Origin of the sequence: Hyalangium gracile, assembly GCF_020103725.1 — a bacterium.
Taxonomy (GTDB): Bacteria; Myxococcota; Myxococcia; order Myxococcales; family Myxococcaceae; genus Hyalangium; species Hyalangium gracile.
In genome coordinates this window covers 296,163-309,401 of record NZ_JAHXBG010000011.1, presented here as the reverse complement: position 1 = coordinate 309,401, position 13,239 = coordinate 296,163, and the positions used below count along the sequence as shown (strand labels likewise).

Genomic DNA, 13,239 nt, shown 5'->3' with positions numbered 1-13,239 from the left:
CCATGTACTCTCTGATCCGCGCGCTCCTCTTCCTGCTGGCTCCCGAGCGCGCGCACCGTCTGGGCATGTTCATGCTCCGCCTGCTCGGAGCGTGGCCGGCCCTGTGCCAGCGGCTCCGCTCTCGCGCGCTCCGGGAGGCCACCGTGGAGCTGGAGGTGACGGTGGCGGGCCTGCGCTTCGAGCACCCGCTCGCGCTGGCCGCCGGCCTGGACAAGGACGCCGAGGCCGTGGATGGCCTGTTCGCCTGCGGCTTCTCCGCGGTGGAGATCGGCACCGTCACCCCGCGCCCCCAGCCGGGCAACCCGCGCCCGCGCCTCTTCCGCCTGCCCGAGCACCGCGCCCTCATCAACCGCATGGGCTTCAACAACCACGGCGCGGCCGTGGCCGCCCAGCACCTGCGGGCGCGGCAGTGGCACCCCGCCCCGCTGGGCGTGAACCTGGGCAAGAACAAGGACACGCCGCTGGAGCAGGCCGTGGAGGACTACGTGGCCTGCGTGGACGGGCTGGCGCCGCTCGGGGACTACGTCGTCGTCAACGCCAGCTCTCCCAACACCCCTGGCCTGCGCAAGCTCCAGGAGCCCGAGCAGCTCACCGCCCTGCTGCGCGCGGTGAAGGAGCGCCTGGAGCGGGTGGCGCCCGGCAAGCCCCTGTTCCTCAAGATCGCTCCGGACCTCACGCCCGAGGCCGTGGACGAGGTGGTGGATGTGGCTCGCGCCTGTGGCCTCTCGGGGCTGATTGCCACCAACACCACCGTGGCACGGCCCTTCGAGCATCCGCTGGCGAAGGAGGCCGGCGGCCTGTCCGGGGCGCCCGTGCGAGAGGCCTCCAACGCCGTCATCCGCCGGGCCTTCCAGCGCAGCGGCGGCGCCCTGCCCATCATCGGCGTGGGCGGCGTCTTCACCGCCCAGGACGTCTACGAGAAGCTGCGCGCCGGCGCCTCCGTGGTGCAGGCCTATACCGGCTTCATCTACGAGGGCCCGGGCATGGTGCGCCGCATCGTCCGGGAGCTGGGCCCCCTGCTCGCCCGAGACGGCTTCCGCTCCGTCCGGGAGGCCATCGGGGCGGACCACCGCGCTCCGAGCTCTCGCTGACAGACTTCACGCCGGGCCATGTGACCTGCGCGCGTCAGCGAGCTGCCCTCCAGACCGTTGCCGCTCCGACGCCGCCATCCCTACCTCCTGCCCTGCTCTCGCGGTCCGTCTCCAACAGGGGGGAACATGATCGGGTCTCGCGTCGTCCCAGGGCTCCTGGGTCTCATGGTCGTGCTTGGCTTCGCACCCGTTGCCGAGGCACAAGGGTGCAATCCCTCGGCCTGCACCGGCTACACACAGATCGATCACACCTTCACCTCGGGCTCGCGGTGGAGGTTCGCCGTCGAGAGTTGCCCGTGTGAGGGACTGGTCATCCGACTGGCCCACTACATGCCTCGGAACGGCACCCTACGACTGGTGCTGGGGCAAGGGAGCATCTCCGAGCTCCACGTCCCCTATGCCGTGGGCACTCCGCGCCCCCTGGACGTCGCCGGTGCCGGCATGGGCACCAACGCCGTCCAGCTGAGCGCGGCCGAGTGCGCGGGCGGGACGCTGCTGGCCAACAACCTCATCTGCCAGAACATCGAGGACCGGGGCTACGCCTGGAAGTTCATGAACACCTTCCAGCAGGGCGAGCTCATCTCCGTGAGCCAGTCGTCGCAGCTCGGCCAGTACACGTACATCAACCGGTGGGAGTTCCACGACGACGGGACCATCCGGCCCCGCCTGGGGATGACGGGCCGGCTCCAGCGCGTCTCCTCCGGGGCGGCCTATGCGCCCTATGGCAGCCGCCTGAACTCCGAGACGAGCGCGACGCCCGCCTACGGCATCTCCCACCTGCACAACGTCTACTACCGGCTGGACCTCGACATCGGCGGGGCGGCGAACGACGTGGTCGAGCGGATGAGCTTCCACCCGTCCACCGCCCCTTCTCCCGACAGCTCCTGCGCCACGCCGGGCACCTGTGGCGTCAACATGATGACGCCCATCCTCACCGAGGCCGCGCAGGACGTCGTCCCCGAGGCCTATACGACGTGGCACATCTACGACAAGGCGCTCATGAACAGCGAAGGGCGCCACATCGGCTACGAGCTCATGCCCCAGATCGAAGGGCTGTGGAGCGGTCAGACGTCCACCACGGAGCCCTGGTCCTCTCATGAGATCTGGGTCACCCGGTTCAGCCGGTGCGAGACGCTCGCGGTGGGCAACTTCCCGCCGCACATCGACGCGAGCTGCGGCTCCTCGCCGCGGAACGTCAGCGCGATGGTGAACGGCGAGTCCGTGGACGGGCAGGACGTGGTGATCTGGTACGCCAACCGCCACCTGCACGTGCCTCGGGACGAGGACCAGGACAACATGCCCATCAAGTGGCTGTCCTTCTCGCTCTTCCCCCGGAGCTTCCACCACAAGAGCCCGCTCGAGCCCTGAGCGCGAACGGAGGCTCAGGCCCCCGCGGGCTTCTCGGTGTACCAGTCCTCGTGCGGGCTCCACCCCTGGCAGCGCAGGCACTGCGTGTGGCGCCACTGCCTGTGGCATTGCGGGCACTGGCCGCCCGTGTCGAAGGTGTTCCACGCGCAGCCGCAGCGGCAGGACCAGCGGTCGGCCTTGCGCGGCCTCCAGGCGCACTTGGGGCAGCGGATGCGACCGCCCCCCACGAAGTCGTCCAGGCGCTCCTCCTGCTTCACACCCCCATCACCCTGGGGCTCGGAGGACTCGTGCTTCGCTTCGTGTCGCGGCGAGGGGCCGGGGTGCGGACAGAACACGCACCGAGTCTGCACCTTCGAGCCGCAAAAAATAAGGGCGCCCGCCGGCCCCTTGGAGTTTGACCGGCGAGCGCCCCGGGCTTCGGCCCTGATGGTGCCGATCCCTTGACCTTCAATCTTGTCGCACCACGAGCTCCTCGCTCACGGTGGTCTTTACCTCGGCTTCCACGGAGCTCAAGTTCAACCGCGCTCCGCGCGGCCCTTCCCCCGGAAGTGTGTCCTCGCCCTGTCACTCCGCGCCCTACCCGCTCTTGGACGACTTCCACCCGGGACGGGTTCCGCTGCGCCTCATTTCTCCTTCCTACAATACTGTGAATAGTAGGCTATTCCCGTCAACCCCTTCTATCAAGATTTCGCTTCCGGGGTTCGAAATCCCTCTCCCTACGCCCCGCCCCCCTGGCCTATTGCCGAGAGGGCCGCGCCACCTGTTGGTACAGCGCGTCATGCCGCTGCACCATTCGCTCCAGGGAGAGTTCCCTGCGCACGAAGCCCCGGGCCGCGGCGCCGAGGTCCCTGGCCTGCTCCGGGTGCTCCAGCAGCCAGCGGAAGGCCTGGGCCAGCTCGCCGGGGCGCTCGGGGCGCACCACCCTGCCGCGCACGCCGTCCTCGATGAGATCCGGGTTGCCGCCCACCGCCGTCACCACCATGGGCAGCCCCGCGGCCATGCCCTCCATCACCGCGTTGGACATGCCCTCGGCCGTGGAGCAGAGCACGCCCAGGTTCGCCCGGGCGTAGATGGCCGGGACGTCCCCGCGGTGCCCCAGGAAGTGCGCCAGGTCCGCCACGCCCAGCTCCGCCGCCTTGCGCTGCAGCTCCGGCCGCCGAGGCCCGTCCCCCACCAGGAAGGCGTGCAGCTTCAGCCCCTCGCGCCGCAGCAGCGCCAGCGCCTGGAGCAGATCCTCCTGCCGCTTCACCGGGTGGTTCATGTTGGCCACGTGCACCACCACCGGCGCCCCGCCCGTCTCCGGCAGCGGCTTCTGGAGCCCCTCGCGGATGCGCCCGTCGAAGCGCGGCAGATCCAGGCCGTTGTGGATGACGCTGACGCGCGACTCCGGCAGCCCCTCCTCCTCCACCAGCATCCGGCGGATGGCGGCCGCGTTGGCCACCACGTGGTCCGCCATGCGGGTGAGCTGGGCCAGCACCGCCCGGCGCGCCTTGCCATGCCAGTGCGCCAGGTCCAGCCGGCTGACGATGACCTTCGCCCCGGCCAGCTTCGCCGCCGGCACCGCCAGCATCGTCGCGTAGAAGTCGTGCACGTGCACCAGCTCCACGCGGTTGCTCTCCAGCCAGCGCGCCAGCCTCACCATCTGCCAGGCCGTGTTGGGCCGGGCCAGCGAGCCGTGGAGCGGAAACTCCTCCGGGGTGAACCCCAGCTTGCGGAGCTCGCCCACCAGCGGCCCCACCTCCTGCAGCACGGACACCTGGAGCTGATAGGTGGAAGGCAGCCCGCGCAACAGCTCCAGGACCTGGACCTCCGTGCCTCCGATGTAGAACGACCGGGTGAACTGCACCAGGCGGATGGGCTCCGCGCCCAGCACCGCCTCCGCTTCACGCCGCATGCCCTGACCCCTCCCACGCCGCCGCCGAGCTCCTGCTCGCCGGCACCCGTTGCACCACCGACTCCGTTGCCCGCGCCCGCGCCTCGGCGATCCGCGCCGCGCTCGCCGCCAGTCCGAACAGGACGTAGAGGTGCGCCGACAGGATGTAGCCCGAGAACAGATCGCACACGAGGTAGCCCGCCATGGACGCGGCCAGCGCCCGTCCCAGCCAGCCCATCTCGTCGTCCTTCGAGGCCGAGAAGGCACCGCCCGTGGCGCCTCCGGCGAACAGCAGGAAGAACAGCAGGCCGATGAAGCCCATCTCGCCAATCACGTCCAGGAAGATGTTGTGCGCCACGTAGGCCCGCGTGGCCTCCGGGGGCGCGTACTGCGCCCAGGCGTAGCGGAAGCTGCCCGCCCCCACGCCCAGCAGCGGCTTGTCCAGGCTCATGCGCGAGGCCACCTGCCACGCGTAGACGCGGCCCATGGCCGAGGCGTCCTGCTGGAACGACGTCACCGTCTCGTTGCGCTGCCAGAAGCTCTTCGGCGCGAACATCACCAGGCCCAGCGCCAGCACCGCGCCCACCACGATGGCCTGCATGCGCCGCTTCTCACGGATGGCCCACACCCCCATCGCCACCGCCAGGCCGATGAAGCCACCGCGCGAGTGGCTCAGCACGATGGCCACCACCGCCAGCACCGCCGCCACCGCGCACGCCACGCGCATCACCCACCCGGACTCCTTGCGAGCCAGGAAGGCCACCGCCAGCGGCACCACCAGCGCCATGTTCATGGCCATGTGGTTCGGGTCCGCGTACACGCCCACCCAGCGCGAGCGGAAGCCCTCCACCAGGTCCACCCCGTCCCGGTACCAGTCGATGACGCCGATGGACGTCACGATCGAGGCGATCACCATCGCGCCGCACATCACCGCCAGCCGCCTGCCCGTGGTGATGACGTTGATGATCGTCAGATAGATGGCGGTGAGCTTCAGCAGCTCGATGCCCGTGGTCCGCGTCACGTCCGCGTTCACCGACCAGGCGATGGACGCGAACGCCAGCCCCGAGAAGGCCAGCAGCGACACGCCGCGCACCCCGTCGAAGTAGAGCGGCTCGGCCCGCCCCAGGCGCCGCAGCGCCATCAGCCCCGCCGCCAGCCCCGAGGTGACCAGGGCGAGCCGCAGCGGCGCCAGCTCCGGGATCCACTCGCCTGGCACGGCGTACATCACCACCGCGAACGCCGTCAGCGCGTAGAACGCCAGGATGTCTCGCTGCTGCCCCTGCTCCCCTACACCCATACCTTCCTCCTGGAGGCCTCGGCGTCGGAACGAACGCGTGCGTCCAGGGCCATAGCAGGCGACATGCCAGTCACCCCGCGGGACAAAGGCTCGTGGATCCAGCCCCTTACGACGGAAACCGAGCACTCCCAGGGCGAGCGCCTGAAAGAATTACGGTGTCGGAGTGCCCTCCATTGGAAGGATCACAGACAGCGTGGGATCCAACCGGCCCTCCTGGAGATAAGGGGGGCCCAGCTCTCCCAGCATCCGCTCCAGGGTGAGGTCCACCAGCCGGCGCAGCTCCGGCTGGGCCTCGGCGGCCACCGCCGGCTCCAGCGTGGCCCGGGCGCGCTCGGCGGCGCTGGGACGCAGGCGAGGTGCCTGAGCCGTCCCCTCGAAGAGCCGCTCGCAGAGCTCCACTGTGCGTCCCAGGGGTACAGGGCGCGGATCCACCCGGCCCTCGAGCACGGCCAGGGCGACGGCGGCGGTGAAGAGGCGCTCCACGCCCAGCATGTTCAGCGCCACGCCGAAGCGCGCCAGCACGTCGCGCGCGTGCGTCTCGCTCCTGCCCAGCAGCCCACGGAACAGCTCCACCTGGGCCTCCGCCCGCGCCAGCAGCGCCTCGCTGGAGGCGATCTCCCTCAGCGAGCGGAACGGCACCGGCTCGGCGCCCTGCACCCGCAGCGCGCGGCGGGGCCGCTTCAGGCGCAGCGCCTCGACGGCGGCGGCCTCCTCGGGGAACACCAGCAGCGTGTCGTCCAGCCGGGCCAGCGGCGCCTTCACCAGCCGCTCCGCCCGGTACTTGAGCGCCAGCGTCAGCGAGAAGCCCACCTGGAAGATGCGCTCGAGCTGCGTGTCGCGCACCACCTCGGCTGCGCGCGAGGGCTCTCCGCCCGTCAGGTGCTCCAGCCCCAGCGAGAGGTAGTCCCGCACCATCTCTCCCACCCGGCGCACGGCCTCCAGGTCTCCGGGGTCCGCCAGCTCGGCCACCAGGGCGGCGTTGGCCACCCCGCGCAGCTCGTCCTCCAGGTTCTCCCGCTCCACCTCCGTCAGCGCGCGAGAGGCGGCGTCCAGGTAGTCCACGTGGCCCTGCGCGGGCGCGAGCGCCGTCTGGGTGCTCCGGGCGGGCGCGGGGCCGGTGTCCACGCGGCTGAAGATGCGCATCGCGGACTCCAGCGTGGGGAAGCCCAGGTCCTCCAGCCGGGCCGCGCGGAAGCGGTAGGCCGCCTCCTCCAGCTCGCTGGGGATCTCCCAGCGCGTGGCCTCCATCAGCCGCACCGACTCGAAGGGGTTCTCCGCGATCAAGTCATTGAGGATGGCCCGGAGCGCGGACTGCTCCACGCCCTCCACCTTGAGCTCGACGAGGTAGCGGCCCTCGGGCGTCTCCAGCGTCACGCCCTCCGGGTTCACGTCCGGGTTCTCCTCCAGATCGTGCACCGCGGTGAACTCGCGCAGCAGGTACTCGAGCACCTCGAGATCCAGCCCGTGCAGCTTGCGGAGGAACTCCTCGGGCTCGTCCCCGCGCGCGGCGCGCAGCCAGGTGAGCACCGCGTGGGGCTCGAGCCTGTCCCGCTTCCAGGCGCCCAGGTCCACGAAGGCGCGGAACTGGGCCGGCGAGGCGAGCTGGACGAGCTCCGTGGCGTCGGCCAGCCCCACCTCCTGGATCGTCGTGTAGAGCTCCTCCGCGGGCATGGAGCGCACCAGGGTCCGCGCTTCCGCGGACTCGATCAGTGCGTCCATCCGCTTCCTGGGAGGAAGCTGGGAGAGCTGCCGGCGCAGCTGCTGGCGAGCCAGCTGCGCGTCCTTGCCATTTCCCTTGCCGTTCTCGGACACGGCGCGTGCCTACCACACCGCCCCCCGGCTCGGGAGGAGATCGCGGCAGGCACCGCCCGCTACTGGATGATGACCTCGCACTCGTAGTTCACGTCGAACGACTTGAGCTTGGGCGAGGCCTGGCTCTGTCGGTCATCGGACCGGAAGACGAACTCGACGCGCAGGTAGCGGCTCTTGGGCACACCGGCGGCCTGCAGGTCCGCCGGCGAGGTGGTGAACGGGCCCTTGCGCAGGTTCGCGTTGTTCAGGTCGTTCGGATCGTTGGCCGCCGTGACGAAGGCCTGGAGGGACGTCTTCGGCGGGACGACGGCGTCCCACACCAGGTAGCGCCAGATGGTGTCGGGGCCGCACTCGTTGGCGCTGAAGGTGTGCCGGTAGGAGCCCAGGGGCGCGGTGAAGTTGCGCAGCTGGTAGCCGGTGAAGTCCGAGTACGTGTAGAGGCCCGCGCCCTGCTGGCGGGTGCGGAGGATCTCTCCCGTCTCGCGGTGCACGCGCATGGCGTTGCCCGAGCGGTTGTTCACCCACGCGTGGCCGTCCGTGTCGAGCCCCACGCCGATGGCCTCGCGGGTCTGCGTGTTCGTCGCGTCGATGAAGTCCACCTCGCCCACGGTGGGCAGGTTGAACCTCTTGATGGCGCCGGTGTCGCCGTTGAAGGCGATGAGCTGCGAGGAGCTCTGGCTGCTGGAGTTGAGGTCCGAGCTCATCCAGACGAAGCCCTGGTCATCCGCGGCGATGCCGCGCGGGCGCCCGATGCGCGTGTTGATCTGGCTCACGGCGTTGGAGAACTCGAACACGGCCCAGGTGCCGATGGTGGTGCCCACGCCGCGCGGGTGCTCGTACCGGAAGGCCTTCGGGCCGGAGCTCCAGCCCGCCAGCCACACCCGGTCCTTGCCGTCCACGCCGATGCCGTAGTTGCCCGAGGAGCCCAGGTTCGACGGGGGGATGATGCTGGGGATCACGATCCTTCCCTGGTCCGTGTCCACCAGCGACAGGCGCGCCGGGCTCAGCGCGGAGGACACCACCCACAGCCGCTGCTGGCTGTCGATGGCCGCGCCGTACGGGCCGAACGACAGGGTGAGCTTGAGCTGCCCGGCGGTGTTCACCGGCACCTGCTGGCCGGTGGTGGGGTCCAGCTTGATGACCGAGTTCTCGTTGTGCACGCCCACCCACACGTCACCCGCGCTGCCCTCGATGCCGGCGGAGATGGCCATGGCGCGCGCCTTGATGGTGCCGTTGCCCGGCGGACCCACCGGCGTGCTGAACAGGATGCACTCGTCGTACTGGTTCGGATCCGTCCAGTCCGTGGGGAAGATCATCTCCCGGTCCGCCGGGTTGTTGCTGATGGCGCCGTCGTTGTTCTTGTCCTCGCTGGTGTCGATGACGCCGTTGCCGTTGCGGTCGACGCAGTTCACCTTGTTGTTGGCGATCTTCGACACCGAGCCCTGGGTGCTCGAGGCGCGGTTGGCCACCCACACGTCACCGAAGAGGTCCACCGCGGTGCGGCTGGGGTTGTTGCCCTCGTTGCCGCGCAGGCCGTTGGGGTAGCCGATGGTGCCGTCCGGCCTGGTGCGCCCGTCGATGGGGATGACGGCGTGGTAGCGCCCCACCTCCTTGCCCGTGCGCGTGTCGTACTTGGACACCGTGTTCTGGTCGTTGTTGGCGATCCACGCGAAGGCCAGCTCCGTCGAGCCGCCGCCGAGGATGATGTTGCCCTCCGGGTCGAGCTGGACGTTGTCGCCGCCCGACAGGGGGCCCGCGCCGCCGTCCAGGACGAAGCCGCCGTCCGGACGCCCGTTCTGGGTGGTGCCCGCGTCGGGATCATACGGGAGGGTGCCGCCGTCGTTGCCCCCACCGCCGCCGCCGCCGTCCGTGCCGCCATCCGTGCTGCTCCCGCCCACCTCGTAGGGCGGCTTCACGCCCGGCGGATCCGAGCACTTGCAGCCGCTGATCACGGCTCCGGCGAAGGCCACGAAGATCAAGTACTGACGCATACCCATGCCTCCCGCATCCGGATACCGGTGCGAATCAACCCTCAATGAAGCCAGGAAACAGTGGAAGGGGTGAGCCGGTCAACTCAAACCCTGGTTGCACTCCCAATGACTCCGAGCAGCGCATCCCACACCTCGTCCACTCCGAGCTTGTCGGTGGAGGAGAAGGCCATGACGGCCTCGCGGGGCAGGGAGAGCTCCTGCGAGAGCGCCTGCAAGCGGGGCTTGCGGCGGGCCTTGGGGATCCGGTCGATCTTCGTGGCGACCACGAGGATGCGCCGGCCCTTCTGCTGCAGGTAGTCGAGCGTGACGTGGTCCTCCGGCGTGGGGCCCACCTCCGCGTCGATGATGCTGACGACCACCTCCAGCCGGTGCCGGTTCTCGAGGTAGGTGGTGATCATCTTCTCCCACTGGGCGCGCTCGGTCTTGCTGGCCTTGGCGAAGCCGTAGCCGGGCAGGTCCGCCAGGCGCACCTTGTGGCGCACCCCGTCGCGCTCCAACTCCACGTCGAAGAAGTTGAGCGTGCGCGTGCGCCCCGGGGTGTTGGAGACGCGCACCAGCTTCTTGCGCCCCGTCAGGGCGTTGATCATGGAGGACTTGCCGACGTTGGAGCGCCCCACGAAGGCCACCTCGGCGGCATGCCCGGTGGGCAGCCCCTTGAGCTCCACGGCGGTGGTGACGAACTGGGCGTCGATGAGCTTGATCACGCGGCTACTTCTTCTTCGCCGGCTCGGGCGGTGGAGGGGCCTCCGCGCGGGCGTTCTTCTTCGCGCGCTCGGCGGACCAGTGGTCGATGGCCTTGAGCGACTCCACGAAGTTGAATGGCCGCAAGGAGGGAGAGGAGGCGTCGTGGCAGGTGCGGCACAGCTTCTCGGACGGGTCCACCAGGCCCACCAGCCGGGACAGCTCCGGGTCCTTCATGACATAGGAGGGCGCGTAGTACTGGCCCCCGCCGTGGCACGTCTCGCAGGAGACGTTGGTCACCCCCTGGGCCTGGTCCGGAGCGTGGCAGGACAGGCACCGCGCGTCCTTCTTCTGTGTCTCCGAGAGCGAGTCGGTGGCCCGCGCGTGCTTGGACAGCTGCCAGGCCGTGTAGGCCGCCGGGTGGCAGCCCTTGCAGCTCTCCGGGCCGACGAGGTCGGCCGCCCCGGCCGAAGCGGATACGAGCAGGAACAGGGGCAGGAGCCAGAAGCCGGATGTGCGCATCAGGAGCGCACCTAGCAGAGCACTCCAGGCGGGGCAAGGCATCTTGAATCCAGGGGGCAAGCCGGCGTTCTATATGAGGAACCTTGAGCCCTGCCTGGGCGATCCGTTAGTGAGATAGCGTGCTCGACAAGGTCAGGAGATCCGTGATGCGTACCCTCGCCGTCATCGCCGTGCTCATCGCCGCCGTGCCCGCCGCCGCCAAGCCGTGGCAGGGCATCGAGCCGGGAGTCTCCAAGCGGGACGAGGTCCTCCAGAAGTTCGGTGAGCCCTCGCGCATCGTCCCCGGCGACAAGGAGATCATCGCCTACTTCGGCAAGGAGGCCATCAAGGGCACCACCCAGGCCCAGTTCAAGGTGGACACCGCCACCAAGACGGTCGAGCGCATCGACGTGTTCCCCGGTCCCGTCATCGACAAGGAGACCATCGAGAACAGCTACGGGGGGGCGTGCCCCAACGGCCCGCAGCCGGCCAACCCGTGCTTCGTCAAGAAGATGACGGACGAGTTCCGCACCTACTACCTCTACCAGAAGCTGGGGCTGGCCATCTTCTTCAACGAGGACGGCAAGACGGTGCACTCGTTCATCTTCACCACGCTGAAGGCCGCCAAGTAGGCCCGCCTTGCGGCTGTATGGGCTGACCGGCGGCATCGCGTCCGGCAAGAGCACCGTGAGCCGGATGCTGCGGGAGCTGGGCGCGCAGGTGCTGGACGCGGACGCCTTCGCCCGCCAGGTGGTGGAGCCCGGCACCCCGGGCCTGGCCGCCGTGGCCGCCCGCTTCCCCAACGTGCTCACCCCGGAGGGCCGGCTGGACCGGGTGAAGCTGGGCGCGCGCGTCTTCGGCGACGCCACCGAGCGCGCCGCCCTCAACGCCATCATCCACCCGCTCGTCGGCCAGGCCTTCCTCGAGAGGGTCCAGGAGCTGGCCGCCCAGGGCGTGGAGCGCGTCGTCTATGACGTGCCGCTGCTCATCGAGAACGGGCTCCAGGGCGGCATGGACGGCGTCATCCTCATCTGGGTGCCCCGCCCCCTCCAGAAGGCGCGGCTGATGGCCCGGGACGGGCTGGACGACGCGGCGGCCGAGGCTCGGCTGGCCGCCCAGCTCCCCCTGGACGAGAAGCGCCCCCACGCCACCTGGATCGTGGACAACTCGGGAGATCTGGCTTCCACGCGAGCCCAGGTGGAGCGGGTGTGGCAAGCGGTGCTCGCGCGCGGCTGAGCGCCGGGTATGCTGCGCCGCCCATGAGCGAGACGCGCAAGAAGGCAGAGGGCTCCGGACCCGGGACGTACTTCGTCACCGGCTACCCGGGGTTCATCGGCAAGCGGCTGATCGAGCACATCGCCCGCGAGGATCCCCAGGGCCACATCTTCGCCCTGGTGCAGCCGAAGATGCTCAAGGACGCGCAGAAGCACGCGGCCCGCGTGCAGGGCGCCAGGCTGGAGCTGCTCACCGGCGACGTGGTGGACATGCACCTGGGCCTGTCCGGCGAGGAGTACCAGCGCCTGTGCGAGAAGGTGACGGACATCTTCCACCTGGCGGCCATCTCCAACCTGAGCGCGCCCAAGGAGACGGCGTGGCGGGTGAACGTGGACGGCACGCGCAACATGCTGGAGCTGGCGCGCGACTGCGAGCAGCTGCGCCGCTTCAACTACTTCTCCTCGTGCTACGTGGCCGGCGACCGGGTGGGCGTCATCGCCGAGGACGAGCTGGACCGCGGGCAGACGTTCCGCAACCCGTACGAGGAGACCAAGTTCCAGGCCGAGAAGATCGTCCAGCGCGCCTCGGCCAGCCTGCCCGTCACCATCTACCGGCCCTGCTCGGTGGTGGGCGACTCGCGCACCGGAGAGATCGACCGCTTCGAGGGCCCCTACTACCTGGGCATCCTCCTGGTGACGTCGCCCATGGTGGTGCCGCTGCCGCTGCCCGGCAACGGCGTGGCCCCGCTCAACGTGGTGCCGGTGGACTACATCGTCTCGGCCGTGTGGCACATCTCGAGGGACGAACGCGGCGTGGGCCGCACCTTCCACCTGGTGGACCCCAACCCCATGAGCGCCCGCCGCGTGTACGAGCTCATCGCGGAGAAGGCCAACCGGAAGCTGCCGCGCTTCAACCTGTCGGCCCGGGCCGCGGACGTGATGCTGCGCCTGCCGGTGCTGGAGAAGCTGGCCCGGCCCCAGCGCGCCGCCATCAGCTACGTCAACCACCTGGCCATCTACAACTGCCACAACACCCTGGAGCTTCTGGACGGCACCGGCATCCGCTGCCCGCCCCTGGCCTCGTACCTGGACCAGCTCGTCGCCTACGTGCGCGAGCAGTACCGCAAGCGCCGCGAGAACCTCGAGGTGGACGATCCGCTCGACCACTCGCCCGCTCCCGGAGCGGAAGAGGACGCACCGGGAGTCCGGCGTCCCGTCTCTTGAATTACGAGCTAAGCCCAGCTCTCAGTTTTTTGAGACTTGACGGCTCCCCTCGAATAGTGGAGGGGGGCCCTTTTCATCCCGACAGTCTCCTGGTTACCATGCGCCCGCATTCGAGCACCGGGGAGTCAACAGGCTACCCTCTCGTCCGTGTCGGGGAGCGCAGCGCTTGTCGGAGATCGTTGACAGC

General features: G+C 69.7%; 12 protein-coding genes. 5 read left to right on the top strand and 7 right to left on the bottom strand.

What is annotated here, in order from left to right; genetic code table 11:
* Positions 1 to 2: 2 nt before the first annotated feature.
* Positions 3 to 1,091, top strand: coding sequence for a quinone-dependent dihydroorotate dehydrogenase (locus KY572_RS23930; protein ID WP_224245264.1), 1,089 nt, complete (start codon positions 3 to 5; stop codon positions 1,089 to 1,091).
* A gap of 126 nt (positions 1,092 to 1,217) precedes the next feature.
* Complete coding sequence (locus KY572_RS23925; RefSeq protein ID WP_224245263.1) at positions 1,218 to 2,459, top strand: copper amine oxidase; 1,242 nt, start codon at positions 1,218 to 1,220, stop codon at positions 2,457 to 2,459.
* 14 nt (positions 2,460 to 2,473) lie between these two features.
* Here KY572_RS23925 and KY572_RS23920 read toward each other — a convergent pair whose 3' ends face one another.
* The 7 genes from KY572_RS23920 to KY572_RS23890 all read right to left on the bottom strand — a co-directional run bounded on the left by KY572_RS23920 (position 2,474) and on the right by KY572_RS23890 (position 10,635).
* Entirely contained in the window at positions 2,474 to 2,716 is a 243-nt protein-coding gene (locus KY572_RS23920; protein WP_224245262.1) for a hypothetical protein, read from the bottom strand.
* 479 nt (positions 2,717 to 3,195) lie between these two features.
* Positions 3,196 to 4,353 carry a glycosyltransferase gene (locus tag KY572_RS23915; protein WP_224245261.1) on the bottom strand — a complete coding sequence of 386 codons (1,158 nt, stop codon included), beginning with the start codon at positions 4,351 to 4,353 and terminating at the stop codon, positions 3,196 to 3,198.
* The gene (locus KY572_RS23910; RefSeq protein ID WP_224245260.1) at positions 4,343 to 5,629 is read right to left on the bottom strand and encodes an O-antigen ligase family protein; all 1,287 of its coding nucleotides are present in this window, start codon (positions 5,627 to 5,629) and stop codon (positions 4,343 to 4,345) included. Before KY572_RS23910 ends, KY572_RS23915 begins: the two co-directional genes overlap by 11 nt.
* A 150-nt stretch (positions 5,630 to 5,779) precedes the next feature.
* The gene (locus KY572_RS23905) at positions 5,780 to 7,441 is read right to left on the bottom strand and encodes a DUF6178 family protein (RefSeq protein ID WP_224245259.1); all 1,662 of its coding nucleotides are present in this window, start codon (positions 7,439 to 7,441) and stop codon (positions 5,780 to 5,782) included.
* 59 nt (positions 7,442 to 7,500) lie between these two features.
* Complete coding sequence (locus KY572_RS23900) at positions 7,501 to 9,432, bottom strand: NHL repeat-containing protein (protein WP_224245258.1); 1,932 nt, start codon at positions 9,430 to 9,432, stop codon at positions 7,501 to 7,503.
* Between the two features lie 83 nt (positions 9,433 to 9,515).
* The gene (gene yihA, locus KY572_RS23895) at positions 9,516 to 10,136 is read right to left on the bottom strand and encodes a ribosome biogenesis GTP-binding protein YihA/YsxC (RefSeq protein WP_224245257.1); all 621 of its coding nucleotides are present in this window, start codon (positions 10,134 to 10,136) and stop codon (positions 9,516 to 9,518) included.
* Between the two features lie 4 nt (positions 10,137 to 10,140).
* Complete coding sequence (locus KY572_RS23890; RefSeq protein WP_224245256.1) at positions 10,141 to 10,635, bottom strand: multiheme c-type cytochrome; 495 nt, start codon at positions 10,633 to 10,635, stop codon at positions 10,141 to 10,143.
* Between the two features lie 146 nt (positions 10,636 to 10,781).
* Between KY572_RS23890 and KY572_RS23885 the strand changes: the two genes are divergently transcribed.
* The 3 genes from KY572_RS23885 to KY572_RS23875 are packed head-to-tail and all read left to right on the top strand — an operon-like array spanning position 10,782 to position 13,052.
* On the top strand, positions 10,782 to 11,246 hold the full coding sequence (locus tag KY572_RS23885; RefSeq protein WP_224245255.1) for a hypothetical protein: 465 nt from the start codon (positions 10,782 to 10,784) through the stop codon (positions 11,244 to 11,246).
* A 7-nt stretch (positions 11,247 to 11,253) separates the two neighbouring features.
* A complete protein-coding gene (gene coaE, locus KY572_RS23880) occupies positions 11,254 to 11,850 on the top strand; it encodes a dephospho-CoA kinase (protein WP_224245254.1) in 597 nt (198 codons plus the stop codon).
* Between the two features lie 23 nt (positions 11,851 to 11,873).
* The gene (locus KY572_RS23875; RefSeq protein ID WP_224245253.1) at positions 11,874 to 13,052 is read left to right on the top strand and encodes an SDR family oxidoreductase; all 1,179 of its coding nucleotides are present in this window, start codon (positions 11,874 to 11,876) and stop codon (positions 13,050 to 13,052) included.
* Positions 13,053 to 13,239: the final 187 nt, after the last annotated feature.

Excerpts from the sequence above, each read along its gene's own strand:
- KY572_RS23930 (WP_224245264.1), top strand. The coding sequence starts at position 3 with ATGTACTCTCTGATCCGCGCGCTCCTCTTCCTGCTGGCTCCCGAGCGC.
- KY572_RS23925 (WP_224245263.1), top strand. The coding sequence starts at position 1,218 with ATGATCGGGTCTCGCGTCGTCCCAGGGCTCCTGGGTCTCATGGTCGTG.
- KY572_RS23915 (WP_224245261.1), bottom strand. The coding sequence starts at position 4,353 with ATGCGGCGTGAAGCGGAGGCGGTGCTGGGCGCGGAGCCCATCCGCCTG.
- KY572_RS23910 (WP_224245260.1), bottom strand. The coding sequence starts at position 5,629 with ATGGGTGTAGGGGAGCAGGGGCAGCAGCGAGACATCCTGGCGTTCTAC.
- KY572_RS23900 (WP_224245258.1), bottom strand. The coding sequence starts at position 9,432 with ATGCGTCAGTACTTGATCTTCGTGGCCTTCGCCGGAGCCGTGATCAGC.
- KY572_RS23890 (WP_224245256.1), bottom strand. The coding sequence starts at position 10,635 with ATGCGCACATCCGGCTTCTGGCTCCTGCCCCTGTTCCTGCTCGTATCC.
- KY572_RS23885 (WP_224245255.1), top strand. The coding sequence starts at position 10,782 with ATGCGTACCCTCGCCGTCATCGCCGTGCTCATCGCCGCCGTGCCCGCC.
- KY572_RS23875 (WP_224245253.1), top strand. The coding sequence starts at position 11,874 with ATGAGCGAGACGCGCAAGAAGGCAGAGGGCTCCGGACCCGGGACGTAC.